The sequence below is a fragment of the Mesorhizobium tamadayense genome (genome assembly GCF_003863365.1).
In the GTDB taxonomy this organism is placed as follows: Bacteria; Pseudomonadota; Alphaproteobacteria; order Rhizobiales; family Rhizobiaceae; genus Mesorhizobium; species Mesorhizobium tamadayense.
The window spans coordinates 17,094-42,829 of sequence record NZ_RQXT01000034.1; the positions used below are offsets into that span (position 1 = coordinate 17,094).

The 25,736-nt window shown below is 63.4% G+C and carries 25 protein-coding genes and 3 pseudogenes; 11 read left to right on the forward strand and 17 right to left on the reverse strand.

The genetic code is table 11. The features are described 5' to 3' along the window. Positions 1-57: 57 nt before the first annotated feature. A complete protein-coding gene (locus tag EH240_RS23850; RefSeq protein WP_167484132.1) occupies positions 58-834 on the forward strand; it encodes an ABC transporter permease in 777 nt (258 codons plus the stop codon). Beyond that, the gene (locus tag EH240_RS23855) at positions 831-1,622 is read left to right on the forward strand and encodes an ABC transporter ATP-binding protein (protein ID WP_125003187.1); all 792 of its coding nucleotides are present in this window, start codon (positions 831-833) and stop codon (positions 1,620-1,622) included. The genes EH240_RS23850 and EH240_RS23855 overlap by 4 nt, the downstream gene beginning before the upstream one ends. Positions 1,623-1,634: 12 nt before the next feature. On the opposite strand, the gene EH240_RS23860 is transcribed toward EH240_RS23855, so the two are convergent. From EH240_RS23860 to EH240_RS23870, 3 genes are all read right to left on the reverse strand, one after another. Then, the gene (locus EH240_RS23860) at positions 1,635-2,573 is read right to left on the reverse strand and encodes a GlxA family transcriptional regulator (protein WP_425374827.1); all 939 of its coding nucleotides are present in this window, start codon (positions 2,571-2,573) and stop codon (positions 1,635-1,637) included. Between the two features lie 330 nt (positions 2,574-2,903). Then, positions 2,904-3,038 (reverse strand): hypothetical protein, encoded by a 135-nt coding sequence (locus EH240_RS39695; RefSeq protein ID WP_082980636.1) that lies wholly within the window; start codon positions 3,036-3,038, stop codon positions 2,904-2,906. 331 nt (positions 3,039-3,369) lie between these two features. Further along, positions 3,370-3,555, reverse strand: a complete 186-nt coding sequence (locus tag EH240_RS23870; protein WP_125003192.1) for a hypothetical protein — start codon at positions 3,553-3,555, stop codon at positions 3,370-3,372. A 218-nt stretch (positions 3,556-3,773) separates the two neighbouring features. On the opposite strand from EH240_RS23870, the gene EH240_RS23875 reads away from it, so the two are divergent. Beyond that, positions 3,774-4,673 (forward strand): LysR substrate-binding domain-containing protein, encoded by a 900-nt coding sequence (locus EH240_RS23875; protein ID WP_125003195.1) that lies wholly within the window; start codon positions 3,774-3,776, stop codon positions 4,671-4,673. 1 nt (position 4,674) lies between these two features. On the opposite strand, the gene EH240_RS23880 is transcribed toward EH240_RS23875, so the two are convergent. The 10 genes and pseudogenes from EH240_RS23880 to EH240_RS23930 form a co-directional block, all read right to left on the reverse strand. Continuing rightward, positions 4,675-5,640, reverse strand: coding sequence for an alpha/beta hydrolase (locus tag EH240_RS23880; protein ID WP_125003198.1), 966 nt, complete (start codon positions 5,638-5,640; stop codon positions 4,675-4,677). A 227-nt stretch (positions 5,641-5,867) separates the two neighbouring features. After that, positions 5,868-6,053 (reverse strand): hypothetical protein, encoded by a 186-nt coding sequence (locus tag EH240_RS39175; protein WP_245436327.1) that lies wholly within the window; start codon positions 6,051-6,053, stop codon positions 5,868-5,870. Positions 6,054-6,231: 178 nt separating this feature from the next. Continuing rightward, a pseudogene (locus tag EH240_RS23890) lies at positions 6,232-8,393 on the reverse strand (ASKHA domain-containing protein). Next, a complete protein-coding gene (locus tag EH240_RS23895) occupies positions 8,344-9,318 on the reverse strand; it encodes a methyltetrahydrofolate cobalamin methyltransferase (protein ID WP_125003204.1) in 975 nt (324 codons plus the stop codon). The pseudogene EH240_RS23890 and the gene EH240_RS23895 overlap by 50 nt, the downstream one beginning before the upstream one ends. A gap of 79 nt (positions 9,319-9,397) precedes the next feature. Further along, positions 9,398-10,489 (reverse strand): methylenetetrahydrofolate reductase, encoded by a 1,092-nt coding sequence (locus EH240_RS23900; RefSeq protein WP_125003207.1) that lies wholly within the window; start codon positions 10,487-10,489, stop codon positions 9,398-9,400. Beyond that, positions 10,486-11,085, reverse strand: a complete 600-nt coding sequence (locus EH240_RS23905; RefSeq protein WP_125003209.1) for a methylenetetrahydrofolate reductase C-terminal domain-containing protein — start codon at positions 11,083-11,085, stop codon at positions 10,486-10,488. Before EH240_RS23905 ends, EH240_RS23900 begins: the two co-directional genes overlap by 4 nt. Then, the gene (locus tag EH240_RS23910; protein WP_125003211.1) at positions 11,078-11,380 is read right to left on the reverse strand and encodes a virulence factor; all 303 of its coding nucleotides are present in this window, start codon (positions 11,378-11,380) and stop codon (positions 11,078-11,080) included. The genes EH240_RS23905 and EH240_RS23910 overlap by 8 nt, the downstream gene beginning before the upstream one ends. A gap of 505 nt (positions 11,381-11,885) precedes the next feature. Beyond that, positions 11,886-12,668 (reverse strand): formyl transferase, encoded by a 783-nt coding sequence (locus tag EH240_RS23920; protein ID WP_125003212.1) that lies wholly within the window; start codon positions 12,666-12,668, stop codon positions 11,886-11,888. A gap of 64 nt (positions 12,669-12,732) precedes the next feature. Then, positions 12,733-13,310, reverse strand: a pseudogene (locus EH240_RS23925) (DUF4893 domain-containing protein). A 24-nt stretch (positions 13,311-13,334) separates the two neighbouring features. Next, positions 13,335-13,961, reverse strand: a complete 627-nt coding sequence (locus tag EH240_RS23930; RefSeq protein WP_125003214.1) for a DUF1638 domain-containing protein — start codon at positions 13,959-13,961, stop codon at positions 13,335-13,337. A gap of 56 nt (positions 13,962-14,017) precedes the next feature. Here EH240_RS23930 and EH240_RS23935 point away from each other — a divergent pair, with 56 nt between their 5' ends. Beyond that, positions 14,018-14,158: an entericidin A/B family lipoprotein gene (locus tag EH240_RS23935; protein ID WP_125003215.1), complete on the forward strand. Its 141-nt coding sequence runs from the start codon at positions 14,018-14,020 to the stop codon at positions 14,156-14,158. Positions 14,159-14,248: 90 nt separating this feature from the next. Here EH240_RS23935 and EH240_RS23940 read toward each other — a convergent pair whose 3' ends face one another. Then, positions 14,249-14,947, reverse strand: a complete 699-nt coding sequence (locus tag EH240_RS23940) for a corrinoid protein (RefSeq protein ID WP_125003217.1) — start codon at positions 14,945-14,947, stop codon at positions 14,249-14,251. 274 nt (positions 14,948-15,221) lie between these two features. On the opposite strand from EH240_RS23940, the gene EH240_RS23945 reads away from it, so the two are divergent. The 6 genes and pseudogenes from EH240_RS23945 (at position 15,222) to EH240_RS23970 (ending at position 21,819) form a co-directional block, all read left to right on the forward strand. Continuing rightward, a complete protein-coding gene (locus EH240_RS23945) occupies positions 15,222-16,796 on the forward strand; it encodes a trimethylamine methyltransferase family protein (protein ID WP_125003219.1) in 1,575 nt (524 codons plus the stop codon). A gap of 89 nt (positions 16,797-16,885) precedes the next feature. Then, positions 16,886-17,575 (forward strand): hypothetical protein, encoded by a 690-nt coding sequence (locus EH240_RS23950; RefSeq protein ID WP_125003221.1) that lies wholly within the window; start codon positions 16,886-16,888, stop codon positions 17,573-17,575. Positions 17,576-17,676: 101 nt separating this feature from the next. Next, positions 17,677-18,407 (forward strand): annotated as a pseudogene (locus tag EH240_RS23955) (dienelactone hydrolase family protein). Between the two features lie 294 nt (positions 18,408-18,701). Beyond that, positions 18,702-19,256 (forward strand): RNA polymerase sigma factor, encoded by a 555-nt coding sequence (locus tag EH240_RS23960; protein ID WP_125003223.1) that lies wholly within the window; start codon positions 18,702-18,704, stop codon positions 19,254-19,256. Positions 19,257-19,258: 2 nt separating this feature from the next. Next, positions 19,259-21,397, forward strand: coding sequence for a vWA domain-containing protein (locus EH240_RS23965; protein ID WP_125003225.1), 2,139 nt, complete (start codon positions 19,259-19,261; stop codon positions 21,395-21,397). Positions 21,398-21,531: 134 nt separating this feature from the next. After that, positions 21,532-21,819, forward strand: a complete 288-nt coding sequence (locus EH240_RS23970; protein WP_125003227.1) for a hypothetical protein — start codon at positions 21,532-21,534, stop codon at positions 21,817-21,819. A gap of 11 nt (positions 21,820-21,830) precedes the next feature. Here the strand turns inward: EH240_RS23970 and bmt are convergent, their stop codons facing one another. From bmt to EH240_RS23985, 3 genes are all read right to left on the reverse strand, one after another. After that, the gene (gene bmt / locus EH240_RS23975; RefSeq protein WP_125003229.1) at positions 21,831-22,853 is read right to left on the reverse strand and encodes a betaine--homocysteine S-methyltransferase; all 1,023 of its coding nucleotides are present in this window, start codon (positions 22,851-22,853) and stop codon (positions 21,831-21,833) included. A 99-nt stretch (positions 22,854-22,952) separates the two neighbouring features. Then, the gene (locus EH240_RS23980; protein WP_125003231.1) at positions 22,953-23,549 is read right to left on the reverse strand and encodes a DUF1989 domain-containing protein; all 597 of its coding nucleotides are present in this window, start codon (positions 23,547-23,549) and stop codon (positions 22,953-22,955) included. Between the two features lie 66 nt (positions 23,550-23,615). Continuing rightward, positions 23,616-24,473 (reverse strand): helix-turn-helix domain-containing protein, encoded by an 858-nt coding sequence (locus EH240_RS23985; RefSeq protein ID WP_125003233.1) that lies wholly within the window; start codon positions 24,471-24,473, stop codon positions 23,616-23,618. Between the two features lie 228 nt (positions 24,474-24,701). Between EH240_RS23985 and EH240_RS23990 the strand changes: the two genes are divergently transcribed. Then, complete coding sequence (locus EH240_RS23990) at positions 24,702-25,712, forward strand: fatty acid desaturase (RefSeq protein ID WP_125003235.1); 1,011 nt, start codon at positions 24,702-24,704, stop codon at positions 25,710-25,712. The last annotated feature ends 24 nt before the right edge of the window (positions 25,713-25,736 follow it).

Genomic DNA, 25,736 nt, shown 5'->3' on the forward strand with positions numbered 1-25,736 from the left:
TCTTTCGATCGACGGCGGCGACAAGCCGCCGTTCTTGCTTCCCAAGGACAGTGCCTGATGCTGCGTCCCTTGCATCCCGTTCCGCCGGGCACGCGAACCGTGCTCGGCATCGCCTTCTTCGTGCTCTTCGTGGCGTTCTGGGCGTGGATCACGCTCGGCGGCCATGTGAACCGGATCTTCCTCGCCGATCCGCTGTCGATGTTGAAGGACGGCTGGCGGCTTTTGGTCGAGGACCGTTTCTGGCTCGACATCCTGATCACCATCTGGCGCGTCTTCGGCGGCTTCGTGCTGGCCTCGATCGTCGCCGTGCCGATCGGCATCGTCATGGGCGCCTGGAAGCCGGTCGAAGCGTTCCTGGAGCCGTTCGTGTCCTTCGCCCGCTACCTGCCCGCGTCCGCCTTCATCCCGCTGCTCATCCTGTGGGCCGGTATCGGCGAGCTGGAAAAGTTGTTGGTGATCTTCGTCGGCTCGGTCTTCCAGGTCATCCTGATCATCGCCGTCAAGGTCGGCAGCACAAGGCGCGACCTGGTCGAGGCGGCCTATACGCTCGGCGCCACGGACAACGGCATCGTCAAGCGGGTTATCATGCCCGCCAATGCGCCGGAGATCGCCGAGACGCTGCGGCTGGTGCTCGGCTGGGCGTGGACCTATGTCATCGTCGCCGAACTGATCGGCTCTTCGTCCGGCATCGGCTACATGATCATCAACAGCCAGTCGCGGCTGGCGACCGGGCAAATCATCTTCGGCATCATCGTCATCGGCCTGATCGGGCTGTTGTCCGACTTCGCCTTCAAGGCGCTCAACCGCTGGCTCTATCCATGGAGCCTGGCGTGAGCAAGCTTGTCATCGAGGGCGTCTCGCGGACCTTTGCCGGGGTGCGCGGCGGCCAGCCGGTGCAGGCGCTGCAGCCTGTCGACCTTGCCGTAGCAGCCAATGATTTCATCACAATCCTCGGCCCGTCCGGCTGCGGAAAATCGACCTTGCTCAGGATCGTTGCCGGGCTGGAGGCGCCGAGCACCGGTCGAGTGCTGCTCGATGGCAACGCCGTCACCCGGCCAGGCCCCGATCGCGGCATGGTCTTTCAGTCCTACACGCTGTTTCCCTGGCTGACGGTCGCGGAAAACATCGGCTTCGGCTTGCGCGAGCGGAACATGTCCGAGCGCGAGCGCAGCGAGATCGTCGCTTCCTATGTCGATCTCGTCGGGCTGAAGGGTTTTGAGAACCATTGGCCGAAGCAGCTTTCCGGGGGCATGCAGCAGCGCACCGCGATTGCGCGCGCTCTGGCCAACGACCCCGCGATCCTTTTGCTCGACGAGCCGTTCGGCGCGCTGGACAACCAGACGCGCGGCCTGATGCAGGAACTGCTGCTCGGCATCTGGGAGCGGCGCAAGAAGACAGTGCTGTTCGTCACGCACGACATCGAGGAGGCTATCTTTATGGCCTCGCGGGTGATCGTGATGAGCGCGCGGCCTGGCCGCATCAAGTCCGACGTGCCGGTCGACCTGCCGCATCCGCGCCACTACACGCTGAAGACCAGCCCGGAATTCTCGGCGCTGAAGGCGCAATTGACCGAAGATATCCGCGTCGAGGCGATGCGGACCGCGCAGGCGCAATCCGCTTAGGTTTTCGACGGCTCAAGCCGCCAGAAGCTGCTTGCGGTCGACGCGCTCTTGCTGCGGCGAGCGTGCATAAAGCTCGCGGTAGCATTTGGAGAAGTGCGAGGCCGAGACGAAGCCGCAGGCTACCGCCACCTCGACCACCGGCATCGACGACTGGATGAGCAGGTGCCGGGCGCGGTCGAGCCGGATTTCCAGATAGTAGCGGGCGGGCGACCGGCCCATCTCCGTGCGGAACAGGCGCTCGATCTGCCGGCGCGACAGATCGACATGGTCGGCAATCTCGATCAGCGACAGCGGTTCGGAGAGGTTCGCCTCCATCAGCTCGATGATGGTCAGCACCTTGGAATTCTGCACACCCAGGCGCGCGCGCAGCGGCAGTCGCTGGCGATCGGTCGGGCTGCGCACGCGATCGGTCAGCACCTGTTCGCAGACACGGTTGACGAGGCTTTCGTCGAAGTCGTCGCCGATCAGCTTCAGCATCATATCGAGCGCGGCGGTGCCGCCGGCGCAGGTGTAGACGTTCTGGTCGACCTCGAAGAGGTCGGCAAAGACATTGGCCTTCGGAAAAGCCTCCGAAAAGCCCGGCAGGTTCTCCCAATGGATGGCGCAGCGTTTGTTGGATAAGAGGCCTGCGGCGGCCAGGATATGCGCGCCGGTGCACAGACCGCCCACGGCGACGCCGCGGTTGTATTCCTCACGCAACCAGGCGAAGGCGGACTTGTTGTGGTAGCGCTCGACATTGATGCCGCTGCACACGATCGCCATGTTCGGCCTGTCCGGCCCGGCCATCTTCCTGCGCTCTTCCTCGAGCGAGGTGTTTACGGCGCATTCGACGCCGTTCGAGGCGCGCACCGGCTTGCCGTCGATGCTGGCCAGGCGCCAGCGATAGGCCTCGTAGCCGAGCATCCGGTTGGCCGAGCGCAGCGGATCGAGCGCCGTCGCAAAGGCGATCATGGTGAAGTCGGGGACGAGGAAGAACACAAACGATCTTTTGATCGGATGCTTTACGGCATTCACGGGGAAACCTCACGCAGCCATGACGCGAACAGAATGTCGCGAACAGCATAGCGTCATCAGGAAAAACCATTCCTGTCAATCGGGTAGGCGGCTAAGTGAAGATTAAATTTGCGACACGGGTCGCAAATGGGCAATTGGTCTGAGGTCGGCGCCGCCGCCCATGCAACGAAAGCCCGATGAAAATGAAAACGCCGCCGCGGCTAGGCCGGGCGGCGTCGAATTCCATTCAGCGCGACGGCAGCAAATGCCGTTCGAAAAAAGGCTGTCTCAGGCAACGAAGCCGAGGCGAGCAGCAGCCATGGCGCCGGTCTGGCCGGGCATGGTCTTGGCAAGACGCTGACGCTCGAGAGCGGTCGTCAGGTTCATTTCGCGGCGGGGAAAAAGGCGGGCAAAGAGCTTCATTGTCATCTCCATTCGGGTTGCTCAGACGGGTCGCCTTCGCTTGATGGAGTGGGGCAGCTCGTTTTGGCTCGCGCTGATATAGGCTCGCTTCAGCAGAAACTAAATCGCAAAAGCGAAGCACTTGATATGAAAAGCGACATAGTTCGCGACATATTTGGGCAGATGCCCGAAATTTATGATTATTTACAATGCGTTAAATGGAGAATTGCGCGCTATGCGAGTGGTTCATATGCGTCATGCAGCGGCGGCATGGCTCGAATATTCGTTTGAATGCAAACAAAAGGCCTGCCGAGCTGACGCGGCAGACCTTCAGGTTTGACCGCACACTTTGTTACTTTGCTCCGGCCCAGCTTCCGACGCCGAGGCGAGAACCGGACTTGGCATCAGCAGCTTCCGGCCAGCCGATATCCTTCTGCAGCTCGATCGGCAGCGAATGGATGGCGCGTTCGGTCTGGTAGCGGGCGCGGGCCGCGCTGAATTCGGTCGCGAGCCGACCGATGGACGACAGGATAGACATTTTCTTTCTCCTCTACGCGGGCAGGGGGGCGCCCGGCAATGCGTTTACGTCAGGTCTGTTTCAGCTTCATTTCATATCGATGCAGGTCCGTGTCATGGTCGTTCAATCCCTGCTTTTGGCAGCATCCTGCATCGATCGAGTTGACTATGCGCCTGAAGTGATGTTCAATCAAACGAAATGGAATGATCGTTTGCATCAGAAAAATTGAAGGCAAGCCGATGAACGCCCCGCTCAACCATCCTCTGCCGCTGCTCGATCTCGACGTGCTGCGCACCTTCGTGGCGATCGCCGAGACCGGCAGCTTCACCACCGCGGCCAACGCGGTGTTTCGCACGCCCTCGGCCGTCTCCATGCAGATCAAGAAGCTGGAAGACATTCTCGGCCGCTCGGTCTTCGCGCGCGACGCGCGCTCGGTGACGCTGACCACCGATGGCGAGATGCTGCTCGGCTACGCCCGGCGGCTGTTGTCGATCAACCGCGAAGTGGTGTCGAAGTTCATCATTCCCGACATTGTCGGCGTGGTCAGGCTCGGCTCTCCCGATGACTATGGCGAGCGCGTGCTGCCGCATGTGTTGAAGCGCTTCGCGCAGTCGCATCCGTCGATCGCCGTCGACGTCACCATCGACCAGAGCATCAATCTGCGCCGCCGCATGGATGACCGCGCGCTCGACATCACGCTGCTTACCAATTCCTACAAGACCAGCGCGCTCGGCGCCGAGGTGCTTTTGACCGAACCAATCGTCTGGGCCGGCGCCAAGGGCGGCTGCGCGCATCTGCGCGAGCCGCTGCCGGTGTCGCTATGGGAAGAAGGCTGCGCCTGGCGGGCCGGCGCCCTGGAAGCGCTCGGCCGCGAAGGCCGCAACTACCGCATCGCCTATATGAGCGCCCACACCGCCGGTCAGCGCGCCGCGATCATGGCTGATCTCGCGGTGGCGCCGCTGCCAAAATCCTTCCTCGGCGACGATATGGTCTCGCTGGGCGCGAAGGACGGCATGCCCGATATCGGCAGCTACAATCTCGCCATGGTGGTGGCGCCCGACGCCAGCGCGCCGGTCAAGGCCGTCGCCGACCACATCCGCGCGACCTTCGAGCTGTTCCGGGAAACCGGCAAATTCTGAGCTATTCGGCCGCCGCCGCAGGCCGCGCCGCGTAGGCAGTTTCGGTTTGACGCGGCGCGGGGGCTCGCCGCGGTGGCGGTTCGCCCCTGAGGAAGTCGACAATGCTGTCGCGCGCGCGTCGCGCCTCCGGCATATCGATCAGCGGCCAGACGTGGAACATGCCTTCCTCGTAGACGACATCGACCTCGACGCCGGCGGCGCGCGCCTTCGCGGCGAAGATCAGATTGTCGGGGCTGAGAAGGTCGTGCGAGCCTGTGAGCAGCAGCGTCTTCGGCAGCACCGAGAGATCGCCGTAGAGCGGGCTGATATGCCAGTCTGCGCGGTCGATGCCGGCGCTGTAGAGCCGGATCGCCTCGAGCCCGCCGGAAATGCCGAGCCACGGATCTCTGCGCTCGGCCTCGAACACCTCCGGATTGGACAAAGACATGTCGAGGCCGGGCGAGATCAGCACATGACGCGCCGGCAAGGGCAGGCCTTGCTGCGCCGCCATCATGGTGAGCACGACGGCCATGTTGCCGCCGGCGGAATCGCCCATGAAGATGATGTCCTCGGCATCGGTCTCTTCCAGCATGCGCCGGTAGACGTCGCCGACCATGCCGAACATGTCATGGAAATGATGCTCCGGTGCGATCGGATAGATCGGCACGGTGACGCCGAAACCCAGCCGCTCCGCCATCTCGGCGATCAGCACCCAGTGATAGGACGTGATCTGAAAGACGAAGGCGCCGCCATGCAAATAGAGGATGCGCCGGCGCTCGCCGGGTTTCGGCGCGATCTCGTAGACGGGAAAGCCGTCGATGCTGGTCTCGGCGATGTCGAGTCGCGCCTTCAGCGACGCCGGCGGACGATAGTCCTCGGTCTTGCGAGCATATGTGATCCAGCGCTGCAGACTCTCGGGGCTTGAAAATGCCTGCTTGCGGCTGTGCCTGAGAATGAACGAGACGACGTGGCTTTTCAGACTGGGCATCGGATACACGTTCGGCAGAGCCGACTAAGAGAATTCCCCCTACTATTCGAAGATTGTACCTTAACTGAAAATGTCAAGGTTCCACCACGGGCACATCGGCGTGATCCCGATGGCTGCGCCTCACCGCCTTGGCAGCAGCGCGGCGCGTAGCTTGTTGCCGCCGGTCGCCGAGGCCGATTGCCGGCCCCGGCGCCTGCCGAGCAGCTTGCATTTGTCGGCGAAGGTCATCAGCGCGGCGTGTCCAGGAGCAGCGCGTGAAGGGCTGCCTGCGGGTCGCTCGGCGGCGAGGCCGGCCAGCCAATATCCTTCTGGACATGCGCCGGCATGCTGTTCAGCGCCCGGATCGCCTTGTCACGGGCATGGGCCTGCCGGATTGACACGCCGAAGCGGCCGAGATTTTCGAACATCGACATTTTCGTCTCCCTTGAAGAGCGGCGGCCGAGGATTATCCGCGGCCGCCGTTCGATGTCTGCTAAATGTCTCACGCATGTATCGGAGGGATTTCGCGAAAACAGCGTTTTGGTTTCCGGATCAGGCAGATCCGGAAACATTTGCATACAAATGAAATTGAAATACTGGCCGAGAGCCCGTCTATTCGCGCCCGCGCCGTGCCGCGCGCTCCTCGCGTGAGCGCCGGCGTGGGGTGGCATCGCCAGCGGCGCCGTCCTCGCCCACCGCCTTGCGCGGCGGCAGCTTCACCGCGGCGGCCAGCTTCGGGAATGGATCGACCTTGTTCGGCAGCGCCATGGCGTAGACGAAGTGCTCCTGGAACTTCGGCTCCAGCGCGGTCTCGATCTTCTCGATCCTGCTCACCGTCTCCTCGATCTCGCGGCGGTAGCCGCGGTTGAGCAGCGCCATGCGAGCGCCGGCGCCGGCGGCGTTGCCGACGGCCTTGACCTTGTCGAGGTCGCAGTCGGGGATCAGGCCCAGCACCATGGCGTATTTCGGATCGATGAAGGAGCCGAAGGCGCCGGCGAAATGGATGCTGTCGACGTGGTCGGTGTGCTGCTTTTCCATCAACAGCTTGGTGCCGGCATAGAGCGCCGCCTTGGCAAGCTGGATGGCGCGCACGTCGTTCTGGGTGATGGTGATCTTCGGCTCGCCGTCCTTCAGCACATAGGAGAAGGTGCGGCCATGGGAGACGATGCGCGACGAGCGCGCCGCCAGCGATCCATCGACGACGCCGTCCTCGGAAATGATGCCGGCGAGATACATCTCGGCCACCACTTCGATGATGCCGGACCCGCAAATGCCGGTGACGCCGGTCGCCTGCACGCTTTCGGCGAAACCCGGCTGATCGGACCAGAGCTCCGAGCCGATGACGCGGTAGCGCGGCTCGAGCGTTTCGGGGTCGATGCGCACGCGCTCGATGGCGCCGGGCGCGGCGCGCTGGCCGCCGGAGATCTCCGCGCCTTCGAAAGCCGGACCGGTGGGGGAGGAGGCGGCCACGACGCGCGTGCTGTTGCCGAGCACGATCTCGGCATTGGTGCCGACATCGACGATCAGCATCATCTCGTCTTGGCGATGCGGGCCTTCGGAGAGGGTCACGGCGGCGGCATCGGCGCCGACATGGCCGGCAATGCATGGCAGCATATAGAGGCGCGCGCCCTGGTTCAGCTTCAGGCCGAGGTCGGAGGCCTTGATGCGCACGGCGCCGGAGACGGCGAGCGCAAACGGCGCGCCGCCGAGCTCGGTCGGATCGATGCCAAGGAAGAGATGGTGCATGATCGGATTGCCGACGAACACCGCGTCGAGGATGTCGTTGCGCTGGACATTGCCTTCCGCGCAGACCTTGTCGACGAGGCCGGAAACGGCTTCGCGCACGGCGACCGTCATGCCTTCGCGGCCGTCCGGATTCATCATCACGTAGGAGACGCGGCTCATCAGATCCTCGCCGAAGCGGATCTGCGGATTGGACGTGCCGGACGAAGCGGCGACCCGGCCGGACAGCAGCGACACCAGATGCATGGCAATCGTGGTCGAGCCGATATCGCAGGCAAGGCCATAGGCCTCGTTCTTGAGACCGGGCCAGAGCGCGATGACACGGGCGATGTCGCTGTCGGCATCCTTGTGGATGGCAGCGGTGGCGGTCCAGTTGCCCTTGCGCAGGATGCTCTGCACCTGCGGCATGAGGTAGAAGTCGAATTCGAGGTTCTTGAAGCCCCAATCCTTCATCAAGGCGATCTTGAGCCGGTCGAGGTCGCCGAGCGGCTTGTGCATGTCGGGCTCTTCGATCTCGACATAGCACATGCGGATCGCCGTATCGCGGGCGATCACCCTGGTGTCGGCGTCCTTGCGGATGGTCTGGGCGTTGATGACCGTGTCCTGCGGCACGTCGATGACGAGGTCGCCGAGGATCTGTGCCGAGCAGGAGAGGCGGCGGCGTTCAGGCAGGCCGCGCACGCGCTCGTAGCGCTCTTCCTTGGCGCCCTTCGGCGAGATGTGGTCGTTGGACGAGACGATCTTGTGCTTGGCGAAACTGCCTTCCTGTACCTCGATCTGGCAGCGTCCGCAGGTGGCGCGGCCGCCGCACACGCTCTCGACATAGACGCCAAGCTGCCGCGCGGCATCAAGCACCGGCGTGCCGACAGGGAACCGCCCGCGCTTGCCTGACGGCATGAACAGCACGAGCGGATCGGTTATGTTCGGGGGAGGGTTCATATGCAAATGCCTCCCTCTGTCGAAAAAGTCACAATCTCTACCTTATGCCCTCGCCATGCGGGCCTCGCGGCCGCCGCGCCGGCGCCCGCCATTGCCGCCGCCTTCGCCTGGAGCGTTGACCGCTGTTGGCGCCGCGACGGCCTGCCCGCCTTCGGCCGGCTTGTAGTCCTTGTAGGTGCGGATCCAGTTGGTGCAGTTCTCGTCGGTGCCGTTGAGCACATTGGCGCCGCGCACGGCTTCCATTTCCTGCGGGCGGACCGGGTTCATGATGGCGCTCGTCATGCCGGCGCCGATCACCATCGGGATGAAGGCGGCGTTGATGCCATGGCGGTGCGGCAGGCCGAAGGAGATGTTGGAGAGGCCGCAGGTAGTGTTGACCTTGAGCTCCTCGCGTAGCCGGCGCAGCAGCGCAAACACCTGGCGGCCGGCATCGCCCAGCGCGCCGATCGGCATGACGAGCGGGTCGACGACGACGTCATGCGCGGGGATGCCGAAATCGGCGCAACGCTCGACGATCTTCTTGGCGACGGCGAAGCGGACATCCGGGTCCATGGAGATGCCGGTCTCGTCGTTGGAGATGGCGACCACCGGAACGTTGTATTTCTTGATCAGCGGCAGGATGGCCTCAAGCTTCTCTTCCTCGCCGGTGACGGAGTTGACCAGCGGGCGGCCCTTGGCGACCTTCAGCGCGGCCTCGATCGCGGCCGTCACCGAAGAGTCGATCGACAGAGGCAGGTCGACCAGGTTCTGTACGATTTCCAGCGTCTGCACCAAAAGCGCCGGCTCGGTCGCGTTGGGGTCGACGGCGGTGACGCCGGCATTGACGTCGAGCATGGTGGCGCCGCAGGCGGCCTGTTCCAGCGCGTCCTTGATGACGGTCTCGAAATTGCCGGCCACCATCTCGGCGGCGAGCTTCTTGCGTCCGGTCGGGTTGATACGCTCGCCGATCACGCAGAAGGGCTGGTCGAAGCCGATGACGATTTCTCGGGTCGCCGAGGCGACGATGGTGCGGGTCATGAAATCTCTCCGTCGTGATATAAAGAGTTCTTTATATCGTTATCTGTTTTCGTTCAAGTGAATGGTTTTCGCCCGCGCCTCAATGCGCGGTCTTCACCATGTCCACCTGGGTTTCGGTAATCTCGTCGTGCAGTATGTGGTCGAGCCGGTTAGCAACCAGCTGGTCGTCGCGGCGGATTTCGCGCTTCCACGGCTGGCGGCCCTTCAGCACGCCCGATTCATCGACGATCTCGGCGACATATTCCTCCTGGCGATAAGCCATCACATGGACGCCGGACACGCCCGGGATTTCCTTCACCTCGTTGATGATGTCGATGCAGAGCTGCTTGCCTTCCTTCTTCTGGTCCTGCGCGCCTTCGAGCCGCTTGATGACTGCATCGGGAATATGGATGCCCGGAACGTTGGACCGGATCCACTTGGCCGTCTTTGCCGAGGCCAAGGGGCCGACGCCGCACAGGATGAAGCATTTTTCGTGGTAGCCGAGGTCACGCACCTTCTGCATGTAAGTGCGGAACATCGGCACGTCGAAACAGTACTGGCTCTGAACGAATTGCGCGCCGGCGGCGATCTTCTTGCCCAGCCTGTGGGGGCGGAAATCGTAAGGCGGCGCGAAAGGATTGATCGCAGCGCCCAGGAATATCTGCGGCGGCGTCGTCAGCTTGCGGCCCGACAGGAACTTGCCGTTGTCGCGCATGATGCGGCAGGTCTCCAGCAGCGACATGCAGTCGAGGTCGAACACCGGCTTGGCGCCGGGCTGGTCGCCGGCTTGCACCCCGTCGCCGGTGAGGCACAGCATGTTGGCGACGCCCATCGCGGCGCCGCCCAGCACGTCGCCCTGGATGGCGATGCGGTTCCTGTCGCGGCAGGCGATCTGCATGATCGGGGCATAGCCCATGCGGGTGAGCAGCGCGCAGATGCCGACCGACGACATGTGGCAGTTGGCGCCCGAGGCGTCGACCGCGTTGATGGCGTCGACCCAGCCGTCGAAGATCTTGGCGCGGTTGTAGACGTCTTCCGGATCGGCGCTGTCTGGCGGGTTGAGCTCGGTCGTCACCGCGAACTCGCCGCGCCGAAGCACGCGCTCCAGCCGGCCGCGCGAAGAATGGCCGGGCAGGGGATCGAGCGGCAGGTGGATGCCGGCCGGGTTCTCGTCAAGCTGGCGGGCGATCATGCCGAAGCTCCGTTGTTCTGCGGCTTCTGCGCGGCTTCACGCGCGGCGGCGGCCTGCGCGGTAACCCTGAGCCATGCCGAGGTCTCGCGCAGCGACTGATCGACGGGTTTCTGCACGTCCAGGATCTTGTCGCCATGCACCATGTTGCGCGAGCCTTCCCAGGCCTTGACCCAGACGCAGGGCATGTCCGGCTCGACCTCGCAATTGCCGTTGGCGCGCACGCCGCCGCAAGGGCCGTTGCGCAGTTGCTTCGGGCAGTTCATCGGGCAAGACATGCCGGTCGAGGACAGCACGCATTGGCCGCACATGCGGCAGTCGAACATGAAGCCCTTGACGCGCTTCTCGACGAATTTGATCGGGGCTTCGACGCGGCCATAGCCGATGCCCTTCCACAGCGGATGGAGGAGCAAAAACGCGTCCGCGAACCTGCTATAGAACCATTCGAGCAATCGCGAATGCCGCACCGACCACAACCGCACCGCAAAGGAACGCTGGACGCGCCGCTGCGGCGACACGTCCGCCGGCTTGTAGTCGGATTTCGGCGCTGCCTTCTTGACCAGGGTGGCCTGGGTAACCGCCGGCTGTTTTTCAGACATTTTCTTTTCCGCCCGCCTTGACCAGAGCGACCAGCCGCTCGCGGTCATATTTCGCGTCGATCTCGTTGTATGCCTTCTCGACCTCGGCCTCGATGTCGTCGCCGACCGGAACCGGATCGGCCTTGCGCCATTCGGCGAGATAATCGTCGGTGCCGCCGGCCCCGGTGCGCATGGCGCACATGTCGATCGCCTCGGTGAAGCGCAGCGGCAGCTCGCGCTTGGCGTTCTGCCGGCCCTTCTTGACGATGACCTGTGCGGGAATGTCGCGCCAATAGACGACAATCAGATCGGCCATGAAACTCTTGCTCCTTGATGCTGCGAGCATTGCCGCATGCGCCCTTGGGCCGCTTGTTATGGGACGACGCGCGCGCCTTCAAAAGCGACGCTATTGGACGTCGCAAAAAGAAAGGTGAAAATCTCTGATCTCGTTGCAAGCACGGAGGCGTCTCCGTCGTCGATAGCAAGGGACCGGGGAGTTGTCAGTCCTGCCACACTGGCCGTGATTCAGCGAGCCTTGGCAGTCTGGGAAGGGTCTTTGGCGGAGACGTTGCCCACTCCTCAAACTCTCCCATTCGCCAGCTTGGATCGTCACGACAGTCCCGTCCAGCACCTCCATTTCGGCGGCTTCCACAGCCTTGCGCCGGATGAAGTCGCTAAGATTGGTGCGCGCTTGCCGGCAGCAGCTCGAAGAATCTCACGTTCATCAGAGGTGACACGGATACTGACACTGGCCGTGTCGGACATCGGCAGAACTCACTTTCTGTAGGAGAATGGCATAGAGACGACAGTGTTGACCGAGTCTACCAGATGCCTTTCGTAAGGCCGGTCCAAAGATAGAACCAAATGGTCGGGTGATACCATTGCTTCGACGGCAGGCCGGGATCGATCGTCGCGAGCTTTCCGGTCAGCGCATCGCTCGCCGCTTCGACACAGATATCGCGCGAGAATGCCGCCTGCCGCAACGCGTAGCTGGCGATTGTATCGCCACGTCTTGGCTTGCCGCGCGCCTGCTTCAGCACGCCGCCGGTGTCGACGCCGGCATCGACCAGATGCACGGTGGTGCCGAAATTCTGCGCGTCGCCGGAAGCCAGCGCCCAGTAGCCGCCATTCATGCCGCGATATTTCGGGGCAATGCCGGCATGATAGTTGAGCACCGGGCAAGGCATCTTCGCGAGTGTGTCTTTCGACAGCAGCCGGCAGCCGGCAAGCAGCACGACGCCCGGCTTGATCTTCCCGATCGCCTCAAGGCATTCCGACCCGTTGGCGGAAGGTACATGGATGATCGCCTGCCCTTGCCGCGGCTCCGTCTCGAGTTTCTCCTCGGCGACCAAGCGCGCGGTATGGCCGGCAAGGAACCGCTTGCCGAGCCTGGTCAGCACCATCGTGCCGAGCTGGCCGATGGCCGAGATCCAGCCCTGGCGCCGCGCCCGGCCAAGCAGCAAACGCTTTTTGGATTCAGGGGTTTCGAGGATGACGCTCACAGGGCCGACGCGATCGGCGATGACGTTGAGGATGGCCCAGATATGCGGACCGCCCTCGGTGACGACCACAATCTGTCGCGGACTGGATTCCGACGCTGCCATGGCAAGCACCCGCTCTCAACATCGGGCGCATGCTAGGGCGGGCGGGTTAATCCTTGGTGAGCCGTCAGCGCTTGAATTCCATGATGTCGAGCTTCGATTCATAATAGGGCGCGGGGAATTCGATGCGCCATTCGGTAGCGCTGTTGCGGAAGGCGTAGCCGACTTGGTCGCTTTCGGGGCCGCTGCCATAGGGCTTGGCCTTGTCGTCATTGACCGAGAACGAGCCGAGGTAGATCGCGCGCTTCTCGCCGTCGTCGAAGAAGCGGCCCGTGGTGCGCTGCCAGCCGCTGATCTTCTGCAGCCGCCAGCCGGAACCGTCGTCGATCACCTTGCATTTGAACCAGCCATAGATGACGAGCGGGCTCAAGCCGCCGGCCTTGATGGCGCGGCATTTCCAATTGCCGGTCAGGTCCTTGTCGGAGAAAGCGACCAACGGCCTGGCGAGCAACCCATCGAGCTCTCCGACCTCGGCCGGGTCGCCAGTCTTCGCTTCGTCAAGCGCGGCCTTGCGCGTCTCGCCATATTTGTCGAGCCGCGCCTTGTGGCGGCAGTAATCAGCTTCTGCACCTCGCCATCGGCGTAAGCGGGCACGATAGTGCAGAGGCTCAGGCACGCAAACAGAAGCAAAGGCCGGGCATGCATCGGAATTCCCCCTTGGTCAGTTGGTCAGCTGGCTGCCGCCCGTGCCAACTCGCCCGTCAGGTCGCCATAGCCGGTCGGCCGCCGCTCGTAGGCGAGGCCGAGCATTTTGGCGGCCTTCTCGGCGACCTTGTCGAGTTCGGGATCGTCGGTCTGGGCTAGATAGATCAGCTTCTCGTAGTTGCCAAAATAGTCCTTGATCAGTTCGGGATGCCGGTCGAGGCCGAGCGGCTTGATGAAGAATGCCTCGAACTGACGGCAGAGGAAGTCGGTCATGTAGAACGACATCATGTCGTCGTCGGCGACCTTCGCATAGGCGTCCATCCCCTGGTAGAAGGCAAAGCAATGCGGGCCGGCCATGCGCTCGACGCCGTGCTTTTCGATGACGCGGTCGAGCAAGCCGCCGGTGCCGCAATCGGCATAGCCGACGAAGATGCGCCGATAACCTTCCGCCTTGGCCTTCTCGATCGCCTTGTCCATGGCCGGCGCGATGCGGTCCGGATAGAAGTGGAACTCGGCCGGCAGGCAGGTCAGTTCCAGATGGTCGAGCTTGAGCTGCTGCTTGACGGCCAGAACTTCACGCGCAATCATCCCGCAGGCAATGACCAGAAGCCTGTCTGCTTGATTCGGTTGCGTTTTTTGCATCTTGGCCATCAATTCAGCTGAGCCGGCGGTGGATCGAATTTGTTAAACGAGGGAGACACCTGTCCATGAAACTGCTGCGCCTTGGCCCCGTCGCCATTCTCGCCTGCGCGCTTGCTCTCACGGCCTGCGCCAACACCGTCCGGGGCGTCGGCAGGGACGTCAAATCGACGGCCAAGGCGGTCGAGGACACCGTCACCAAGCCCTGATCCGCACGCAGATCCTCCATCATCTGGGAACAAAAAAGCCGCGCTGCAAGGCGCGGCTTTTCTTGTCGGCCCATGTTGTATGCCTTGGTATCAGGCGGAAGCGCGAACGTTGTGCTTGCGCTTCATGTAGCTCTTGGCGGTCTCGACCGCCACCGCCGCGTCGCGGCAATAGGCATCGGCGCCGACGGCCTTGCCGAATTCCTCGTTGAGCGGCGCGCCGCCGACCAGCACGACATAGTCGTCGCGGATGCCCTTTTCTTTCATCGTGTCGATGACGACCTTCATGTAGGGCATGGTGGTGGTGAGCAGCGCCGACATGCCGACGATGTCCGGCTGGTGCTGCTCGATGGCGTCGAGATATTTCTCGACCGCGTTGTTGATGCCAAGGTCGATGACGTCGAAGCCGGCGCCTTCCATCATCATGCCGACGAGGTTCTTGCCGATGTCGTGGATGTCGCCCTTGACGGTGCCGATCACCATCTTGCCCTGCTTGGGCGCCCCGGTGGCGGCAAGCAACGGACGCAGGATGGCCATGCCGGCCTTCATGGCGTTGGCCGAGAGCAGCACTTCCGGCACGAACAGGATGCCGTCGCGGAAATCCTCGCCGACGATGCGCATGCCTTCGACCAGCGCCTCGGTCAGGACCTTGTAGGGCGCCCAGTTGCGCTCGAGAAGGATGTTGGTGCCTTCCTCGATCTCTTCCTTCAGGCCGTCATAAAGGTCGTCGTGCATCTGCTGCACGAGCTCGTCGTCGGAAAGCTCGGAAAGGATGATCTCGTCGTCGGCCATTTTTCCTCGGGCTCCTTGCAGCTCGGAATGCTCGCTGCAGCTTAAAAATCGATGGGCCAATACCTAACCCGCGAGGGCTGGGTAGCCATAGCTGATTTGCGACTTCCCGCAAAAGGAAAGCGACTGAAAAGTTGCCGCTTTTCTTGTCGATTTTGCGACAGGCGTTGGCGCTGGCGGGCCGTTTCCAATAGGGTGCATGACTACGATCCGGCAAGAAGCGGCGGCTCTGATGGGCCGCAAGCCAATTCGGGCCAAATCTTAAGGAAGAACGATCATGAGCGATAACGCGGCAGTCGAGCAGGAAGCGTCGGGCGGCCGACGCGGACGCGGTGCCAGCGGCGGCGCGGCGGCCAGACGCGCGGCGCGCGCCGGCGGCGGTCCGGGCACCCAGCTCACCTACATCAAGCGCAAGATCAACGTCTATGAGGTCCTCGACGAGGAAGGCCTGGCGCTGATCGAGAAGAACACCGACACGGTCCTGGAAGAGATCGGCATCATCTTCCGCGACGACGCAGAGGCGCTCGCGCTGTGGAAGGAAGCCGGCGCGGACGTGAAGGGCGAGCGTGTGCATTTCCCCAAGGGGCTCTGCCGCTCGCTCTTGAAGACCGCGCCTTCGATCTACACCCAGCACGCACGCAATCCCGAGCGCTCGGTGCAGATCGGCGGCAACGCCACGGTGTTCGCGCCGGTCTATGGCCCGCCCTTCGTGCGTGACCTCGACGGCAACCGGCGCTACGCGACGCTCGAGGATTTCCAGAATTTCGTGAAGCTCGCCTATATGGCGCCGTCGATCCATCATTCGGGCGGCACGGTGTGCGAGCCGGTCGACGTGCCGGTCAACAAGCGCCATCTCGACATGGTCTACAGCCACATCAAATATTCGGACAAGCCGTTCATGGGTTCGGTGACGGCGCCGGAGCGCGCCGAGGACACCGTCGACATGGCCAAGATCGTGTTCGGCGACGACTTCGTCGAGAACAACACTGTGCTGACCAGCCTGATCAACGCCAACTCGCCGATGGTGTTCGACGAGACGATGCTCGGCGCGCTGAAAGTCTATTCGCGTCACAACCAGGCCTGCATCGTCACGCCGTTCATCCTTGCCGGTGCGATGAGCCCGGTGACGGTCGCCGGCACGCTGACGCAGGTGCTGGCCGAGGTGCTGGCCGGCGCCTCGTTCACGCAGCTGATCCGTCCTGGTGCGCCGGTGCTGTTCGGTACCTTCGCCTCGTCGATCTCGATGCAGTCGGGCGCGCCGACCTTCGGCACGCCGGAACCGTCGCTGGTGTCCTATGGCGCAGCGCAGCTCGCGCGCCGGCTCGGCCTGCCGTTCCGCACCGGCGGCTCGCTCTGCGCTTCGAAGGTCCCGGATGCGCAGGCGGCTTATGAGAGCGCCAACACGCTGAACTCGACGATCCTCGCCGGCACCAATTTCGTGCTCCACTCGGCCGGGTGGCTCGAGGGTGGTCTCGCCTCCTGCTACGAAAAGTTCATGATGGACATCGACCAGCTCGGAATGACGCAAAAGTTCTCCGAGGGCGTCGACCTGTCGGAAAACGGCCAGGCGATGGATGCCATCCGCCAGGTCGGTCCGGGCAGCCACTATCTCGGCTGCGACCACACGCAGGCGAACTTCCAGACGGCCTTCTATCGCTCCAACATCGCCGACAACAATTCCTACGAGCAATGGCTGGCCGAAGGCGAGAAGACCGCGCCGCAGCGCGCCAACGAGCTCGCCCGCCGCTGGCTGGAAAGCTATGAAGCGCCGCATCTCGATCCCGCCATCGACGAGGCGCTGAAGGACTTCATCGCCAGGAAGAAGGGCTCGATGCCCGACGCCTTCACTTGAAAGGAGCCCGAGTCAGGCCGGGCTAAAGTCGCCAACATCATTCACAAGGAAGTCTGGCGGAGCGCGTTCTCCGACCCGGACCGGAAGGGATGATTGTTTCGCGCGGCACGATTGATGGAATCGCGGCCGCGTTAGCTGCCCATGGACTGATCCTTCGCGGCGGCTTCCGCTTTGACGGCGACGAAGCAGCACCGGGCGGAGCTTCCGGCAGCCCGGCAAGCTCAGCTCTGCTGGTCGGGCAGGCTGGCGCCGCACCCTGGCCGCATTTCCAGCGCTGGCTCGGGAGGCAGCCGCGCCCTGTCGCCAATCCGCTCGACACATGGTCGCGCGAGGTGATCGGCGCGGTCGCGCGAGAGTTCGGCGCCCGCGCGGTGTCACCCTCCGATCGGCCCTATCTGCCGTTCCAGCAATGGGCGACGCGGGCGGAAGGGTTGAAGCCGTCGCCGCTCGGCATCCTCATGCATCCGGAGTATGGGCTCTGGCATGCCTATCGCGGAGCGCTGCTGTTCGAGGAGGAGATTTTCCTTCCCGAGCCTCACGCAGCGATTCACCTTTGCGACACATGCACCGAAAAACCCTGCATGAAATCCTGTCCGGTCGATGCCTATTCCGAGCAGGGTTTTGCGCATGAAGCCTGTCTCGATCATGTGCGTGGGCCTACAGGCGCGCCCTGCCGGACCGGCGGCTGCCTCGACCGCAACGTCTGTCCTTATGGCGCGGACTATCGCTATCCGCCGGAGGCGCAGGCCTTTCACATGGCTGCATTTGCCCGGCTGTAGGATCACGGCCGTCCGCACGAAATCTTGAACGGCGGGCTCCGGGATTGTCTTGCCGGGTCGCTCCAGCCGGATATCTATTCGGCGACAATCAAGAGGGCATCATGGCGAAGCAAGAGATCGAGATCGAAACCAGGGACGGCAAGGCGAAAGCGGGGCTCTTCCGACCGGCGGCTGCGACGAAGGCCGGCGTCATCCTCTATATGGACGCGTTCGGGCCGCGCCCGGCGCTCGATGCGATGGCGGAGAGGCTCGCTGGACAACGCTATGCCGTGCTGGTCCCCGATCTTTTTTATCGCAATGCGCCCTATGGTCCGTTCGATGCCAAGACTGCCTTCACGGTAGAGGAAACCAAGACCAAGTTGATGGCGCTGGTGACCGGTACCACGCAGGAGATGACCATCCGCGATAGCGCGGCTTTCCTCGACGCGCTCGCCGCCGAAGGCATCAGCGGGCCGATAGGCGTCGTCGGCTACTGCATGGGTGGCGCGCGGGCGCTGAATGCGGCGGCGACCTATCCGGACCGCATCGCTGCCGCGGCAAGCTTCCACGGCGGCAATCTGGCAAGCGATGCCGCCGACAGCCCGCACCGCAAGGCGGCGTCGATCAAGGCGCGCGTCTATGTTGGCACCGCCGGCGTCGCCGCAGCTTCCCCCCGGAGCAATCGGCGCGGCTGGCCGGGGCGCTCAGGGTCGCCGAGGTCGATCATACCATCGAGAACTATGTCGGCGTCGGCCATGGCTGGTGCATCAAGGACCACAGCGTCTATGACGAGGGGGGTGCCGAGCGCCACTGGAAGCGGCTGACGACGTTTTTCGGCGAAACACTGGGCTGAGGTGTGCCGATATTCAGGTGATGCCGGCCTGCAAGTGGCGGCCTCCTGCGCTTCCGGCCTTCGCCGGTCGAAGCATCCATGACATGAGAGTGGCGTGGCAGCTAAGGCTACGGCCGGCGAAGGCCGGTGCTCACGTACTTCAAGTACGCTCCGCTCCGGTTCTCGGAAGCCACCACTTTCGGCTCGGCCTGACCTGAATCTCGACACACCTCGTCAGCTGGGCTGACCGGCTCCGCAAAAAAAGATCTTTCCATCGTCCCAAGGATTAGCCATTAGCCTTCGTCCAACAGGCAAATGACGGCGATGATGCTGGACGACAGCGAAGCCTCCGATGCCGAATTGATCGGGCGGGCGAGGGGCGGAGACAGGGGGGCTTTCGGCACACTGCTCGAAAGGCACTATGGCTTCGTCTATCGCGCCGCCTATCGCTGGTGCGGCCGCAAGGCAGACGCCGAGGACATCGCCCAGGACGTCTGTGTCCGGCTCGGCCGGGCGATCCGCGACTATCAGGGCAATGGTGCCTTCACGACATGGCTCTACGCCATGACGCTGAACGCCGCGCGCGACATGATGCGCAAGCGGGCGCGCGACACCGCCAATACCGAGGCTTTCGGCACTTATGCGCTGATTGCGGCGACGGAAGTCCATGACCCGACCGAGGCGCTGTGGGGAGCGGTGCGGATGCTGCCCGACAAGCAGCGCGACGCGGTACTGCTCGTCTACGGGGAAGGGCTTAGCCACGCAGCGGCGGCGGAGGTAATGGCGATCTCGGAGACGACGGTTTCCTGGCACATCCATGAAGCGAAGAAACGGCTGAAAATGCTCATGCGTTCAGCCGGGGAAGTGTGACCATGGTCGACGACAACGAACTCGAAAGGCTGCGCGACCTCGCAGTTCCGGCGCCCGACGGCGAAGCGAAGGCGCGCGCTTTCGCCACCGCGATGCACGCCTTCGACGGCCAAGAAAAAATTTCGACCGCCCCCCAAGGAACGGCAGCAGGCCTTCGTCTCACGGAGCGAGCAAGAACGCTCTGGAGAGAGATCATGCAACGGAAACTCATCGCCACGCCGGCCATCACCGCGCTGGTTGCGCTGCCCATCGCAGGATATGCCGCTTTTCAGATGTTGAAGGAGCAGCCGTCCGTTATCGGCGGCAACGACGGTAAGGTGACCGAGACGTTGGCCGACAAACCGGCGGCCCAGAAGCCCGCGGCCAACGGGCTGGCGACCAACGAACCGCTGGCGGCCGCGCCCGCCAAGGAGAAGAAGACCGACGCCGACAGCAAGAGGCGTGTCGAAGATGAGGCGCAGGTCGCGCCGGCATCGCCGCCGAAGCCGGCGACCGAGGTCGACAGCCTGGCCAAGCAGGAAATGGCGCCCGAGGCGCTGCCCGCGCCGGGGCCGGCGGAGAGCGGTCAACTCGCAACCGGCGGGCGCGCGAACGCCCAAGCGCCAATGGCGGCGATGCCGCCCGCCCAAGCGCCTGCTGGCGCCGTCGCCGATTCCAAGCTGATGGTGCAGCCCTCGCCGATGCCGGCCGACCAGATGCAGCCGCAGGAGGAAAACCGCGACCGCATCGAGACCTTCAAGACCAATCCGGTGCACGAGGCCGCCCAGGATCCGGTCTCGACCTTCTCGATCGATGTCGACACGGCCTCCTATTCCTTCGTCCGGCGCTCTCTGAAGCAAGGCGCTCTGCCGGACCCCGACACGGTCCGTGTCGAGGAGATGATCAACTACTTCCCCTATGGCTGGAAGGGACCGGATTCGGCCGCGACGCCGTTCAACTCGACCGTCACCGTCATGCCGACGCCGTGGAACGAGCGCACCAAGCTGATGCATGTCGCCATCAAGGGCTTTGACGTGAAGCCGGCCGAGCAACCCAAGGCCAATCTGGTGTTCCTGATCGACGTTTCGGGCTCGATGGACGAGCCGGACAAGCTGCCGCTCTTGAAGTCGGCCTTCCGGCTGTTGGTCAGCAAGCTGAAGCCCGACGACACCGTCTCGATCGTCACCTATGCCGGCAACGCCGGCACCGTGCTGATGCCGACGAAGGCGGCTGAGAAGCAGAAGATCCTTTCGGCCATCGACAACCTGGAGCCCGGCGGGTCGACGGCCGGCGAGGCCGGTATCAAGGAGGCCTACAAGCTTGCCCAGCAGTCATTCGTCCGGGACGGCGTCAACCGGGTGATGCTTGCCACCGACGGCGATTTCAATGTCGGCCAGACCGACGACGACGACCTCAAGCGGCTGATCGAGAAAGAGCGCAAGACCGGCGTGTTCCTGTCGGTATTCGGCTTCGGCCGGGGCAATCTGAACGACCAGATGATGCAGACCATCGCCCAGAACGGCAACGGCACGGCCGCCTATATCGACACGCTCGCGGAAGCCGAGAAGGTGCTGGTCGAGGATGCTTCGTCGACGTTGTTTACCATCGCCAAGGACGTCAAGATCCAGGTCGAGTTCAACCCGGCCAAGGTCTCGGAATACCGCCTGGTCGGCTATGAGACCCGCGCCTTGAAGCGCGAGGATTTCGACAACGACCGTGTGGATGCCGGCGATATCGGCTCCGGCCATTCGGTGACGGCGATTTACGAGATCACGCCGAAGGGCAGCGGCGGCGAGCAGGTCGATCCGCTGCGCTACGGCCAGGCGAAAGTCGACAATGGCGGCGTTGCCAACGCGGGCGAATATGCCTTCGTCAAGATCCGCTACAAGCTGCCGAACGAGAACATCTCGAAGCTGATCACCACGCCGGTGACCGCCGCCAACGAGGTGTCGTCCTTCGACGAGGCTGGCGCCGACCAGCGCTTCTCGGTCGCGGTCGCCGCCTTCGGCCAGAAGCTGCGCGACGAGGACCAGACGGCGAATTTCGGCTATGACCGGATCCTGGAAATCGCCAACGCCGCCCGCGGCGCCGATCCGTTCGGCTACAGGGCCGAATTCCTGTCGCTGGTGCGGCTGGCCTCGTCGCTGGACGGCAACAAATAGCATAGGCCGGATTGAGCGAAAGCCCGGCGGGCAAAACCCGCCGGACTTTTGTTGATCGTTAAATTGCGCGGCTTTTGCGGAACTTCATCGCAATGCCCTCCTGTTAGTCAAAGCTGATAGAGGGTTTTGAGGGAATGGAATTGCATATCACGGGGAACGCGACACCGACGGCGGGCAACCTTCCGGCGCCAGCGCCGTCCGCCCCGTCGGCGGAATCCGCGCGTATCAGGAATGACGTTGACGCGGCCCGCAACACGGCGCTCTCAGCGCTGAACAATGATCGCTTCCGCGTGATGCTGGAACAGATAAGCGATCCGCGCGCGTCCGGCGCGTTGATGACCATGGGCGCCGGCAACAACAGCGGTCGCGCCGCTACCGACCTCAATACAGCACTGTCGCGTTACGCCGAAAACAGCGAATAAAGCAGGCCTGCTTAGGCGCGGTTTCGGCGACGCTCGCGGCGTGCCCCGCTGGTCTCGGGGGTGTTTGCCGTCGCCGCCTTGTTGCGCATCGGACCGATGCGCTCGACGATCGTCTCGACCGTCGGGCGTGTCGACTTTTTGTGGCCGTCGAGCGCTTGGCGCATCGCGGCAAGATGGGCGAACGAGGTGCCGCAGCAGCCGCCGACGATCTTGGCGCCGGCATCGACCGCCAGCCTGACATAGTCGGCCATCAACTCCGGCGTGCCGGAATAGTGGATCTCGCTGCCACGGAATTCCGGGATGCCGCAATTGCCCTTGACGATCACGGTCGCTTCCGGCTTCGCGTCGGTCATGTCGAGCAGCGAGGCCAGGATGTCGGCGGCGCCGACGCCGCAATTGGCGCCGACGCCGAGCGGAGGCTGCGACAGCCCGTCGGCGACGCCGTGGATGTCCTTCGGCAGCAGCCCCATCATGGTGCGGCCGGCGGTGTCGAAGGAGCCGGTATAGGTGTAGGGCAGGCCGACGCGGATCGCGGCTTCCGCCGCCGCGCGGATCTCGTCGGGCGCCGACATGGTCTCGATCCAGGCGACTTCGGCGCCGCCGGCCTTGAGGCCTTCGATCTGCTCGGCGAAGGCGTCGACCGCGTCCTCGTAGGTCATGGCGCCAAGCGGCACTAACAGCTCGCCGGTAGGTCCGACGGAGCCGGCGACGATCACCTTCCGGCCGGCCTTGTCGGCGACGGAGCGGGCGATCTCGGCGGCGCGCTTGTTCAGTTCGCCCACCCGGTCCTGGGCGTGATGCAGCTTCAGCCGGTGACGGGTGCCGCCGAAGGAATTGGTCAGGATGATGTCGGCGCCGACATCGACGAAATTTTGATGCAGCGTGGCGATGGTTTCGGGCGACGTCTCGTTGAGCAGCTCCGGCGCTTCGCCGGCCTCGAGTCCCATCGCGAACAAATTGGTGCCGGTGGCCCCATCAGCCAGCAGCACGCCTTTTTCGGCAAGCAACGCGTCAATGGGGTTGGTCGCGGTCATGGCTTTGGCTTTCGCTCCGGAATTCGGATAACGATATAAAGAAGTCTTTATGTCTAGTCAATGAGTTTGCGGCCGCAATCAGGGTGTCCGCCTCTACGGTCAGGGAGTAATCTCGACCTCGATCTCGGTGCAGACGCCGCCATTGGTCGGATGATGGTCGACCGAGCAGGCGGTGACGACGAGCAGCAGGTCCTGCTCGGCGCGCAGCATCACATAGCTGCCCGGCGGATTGATCGAGGCTTCGACCACCAGCGTGCCGTCTGGCTGCGGCATGGAGTTCTGGAAGAGGTCGACGGGGTCGGGCGCGAAGGGCAGTTCGATCCCTTCCGTGCCGAGCGCCTTCATCAGATTGTCGCGGCAGTTCGGATGGTTCGGCAATCCGGCACGCTCGTAGAGCGCGCTGTCGCAAGCCGGGTAGAGCATGTCATGCGGGCCGGGCGAGGCATCCTCGATCAGGGTGAGCATTGGCTTGCCCGCGGCGCTGTAGAAATGGTCGCCGGGTTTCGGGAACAAGCGCTCGGTGATGTCGCGGGTCTGCGAGGTGCTCAGCCAGTCGAGCCCGCCTTCGGTCGAGAAGGCCCAAAGGTCGGAGACCTGCTGGCCCTGGGGATCGATGATGCGGATCAGATCGCCGCGTTTGACGCGCACGGAACGGCCGGATTGCGGAGGAACGACGATACGATGTGGTTCTTGCATGGGTTTCCCTGAAACGACGACGCCGGCCGGGCTGGCCGCATGCCAACATGACGATGATCGCAGCCTTCAGACAGAGCCTGAGGGGAAGGACATCCCGGCAAGCCTCTGCGTGAAACTCGCCGCCTCATGCGCGTTGACGTCGGCGGCGCGGATCAGATTGTCGAAATGGCTGGTCAAGGTGCGGACCGGTTGGGTGGCGTTCAACACCAGATACATGTCGCCGACATAGATCGCGGCGCGATAGGGTCCGAAGATCGTGTAGGGGATCGAATAGCGCATGCGGCCGTCATAGAGGAACAGCCGGAAGGTCGGGTAAAGGTCGTCGAGGAGCGTTGCCATGTGCAGCAATTGCCTGCGGCGCTCGGCTTCCGGAAAACGGTCCCAGACGCCGAGACCGCGCGCGAAGATCTCCAGCGTGTGGCGCGGCATGCAGACCTCCATGTCGGTCTCCGGCCGCCTGTTGTAGTCGATGCGGTACTGCGTTTCGCCGGCCTGCGCCTCGCGGCTCTTGTTGGCAATGCCGGCCTCGTATTCGACCAGCGCCTCGGTGCGCAGGAGGTCCGGTATGCCCGCCGGCACATAGCGGATCTTGGTGCCGACCGCCTCGGCATGCCACTTGGCAAGCAGCGTGCGGTCGAAGCCGTCCGGCGCCTCTTCGATCTCCAGGCTTTCGCGAATCTCGCCGGTGACGCCTTCGTCCTGGCTCAAGCCCAGCAGCCAGTCGAGCGACACCTTGAACTCGGCCGCGATGTTGAGGAGCGTCTCGGCGCGGGGCAGGCGCGTCGAGGCGCCCGACAGGAGCTGCGAGAGCGCCGAACGGTCGATGCCGACGGCGGCCGCGAAGGCCGACTGGTTCAAGTCGGAACGTGTCAAGAGCAATTTCAGACGCTCCCGGAAGGTCGTCGACAGATCGCGCTTGTCCATCACGCTGCTCCTGTTCGGAAGAGGAAAAATTTGCGCCGAGGCCGTTCCGATCGCAGCTCAGGCGTAAATGAATCCCCAAGATTGTTTACAATATATAACATATGCGGCTGGAAATGCGCATTCGCAACAGTTTGTGCGCTTTGTCGCGTTGCGACAACGGAAGGCTCCTGACACAATATTGTCAGGAATCAAACCGGTTCCGGCGACTGGAAGGCAGTGGTCGATAGCATGACTGGCATAAGCAAGAGACGCAGCAGCGCACCGGCCGTGGAATGGCCGACCGTATTCCTCGCATTCTTCTGCTACGGCGCCTGGCTCGCCACCGGCTTCCTGCTCTGGCCTTCCTATCCGCTTCTGGCGCTTGGCGCGCTCGCCCTGATCGCGGCCCTGCAATCCTCGCTGATGCATGAAGTGGTGCATGGCCATCCAACCCGTAATGCCAGGATCAACGAAGCCGTCGTTTTCCTGCCGATCGGCATGGTCTGGCCGTTCCGCCGTTTCAAGACGATCCATCTTCGCCATCATGCCGACGAGCGGCTGACCGATCCGCTGGACGATCCGGAAAGCTATTATCAGGCGCTGTGGATGCATGAGGAATTGCCGCCGGCAATGAAATTCCTGCTCAGGATCAACAATACCATGGCCGGTCGCTTCATCCTCGGCCCATGGCTGTCGTCGATCGGCTTCTTCATCGACGATGCGAAGCAGATCGCCGCCGGCGACAAGGCCATCCGCCGGGCATGGTTGCTGCACGCCGTCGGCCTTGCCTTGCTAGTGCCGATCGTGACTTATGGTTTCGGCATCCCGCTCTGGCTTTACATTCTGGTGCCGGTGTGGCTCGGCCAGTCACTGATCTCCGTCCGTACCTATGCCGAGCATCAGTGGTCGGAACACCCGGAGGGCCGCACGATCATTGTCGAGCGGTCGCCGCTCTCCCTCCTATTCCTCAACAACAACCTGCATTTCGTGCACCACAAGAGCCCGACGGTCGCCTGGTACAGACTGCCGAAGATGTTTCGCGATCGCCGCGAAGAATGGCTGCGGATGAACAACGGCTATGTCTATCCGAATTATTTCGCGCTGATCAAATCCTACGCCTTCAAGGCCAAGGAGCCGGTTGTGCATCCGGTGCTGCGGCGCGCGCCCGAGCCCGGCCGCGCCTTCAAGCCGCGCATCAGAGCGCGTAATGTGAATGGACTTGGAACGGCTCCAGTGCCGGCTGAGCCGCCCAAGGAATAATTCGACTTTCCGCGACTGCTTTTT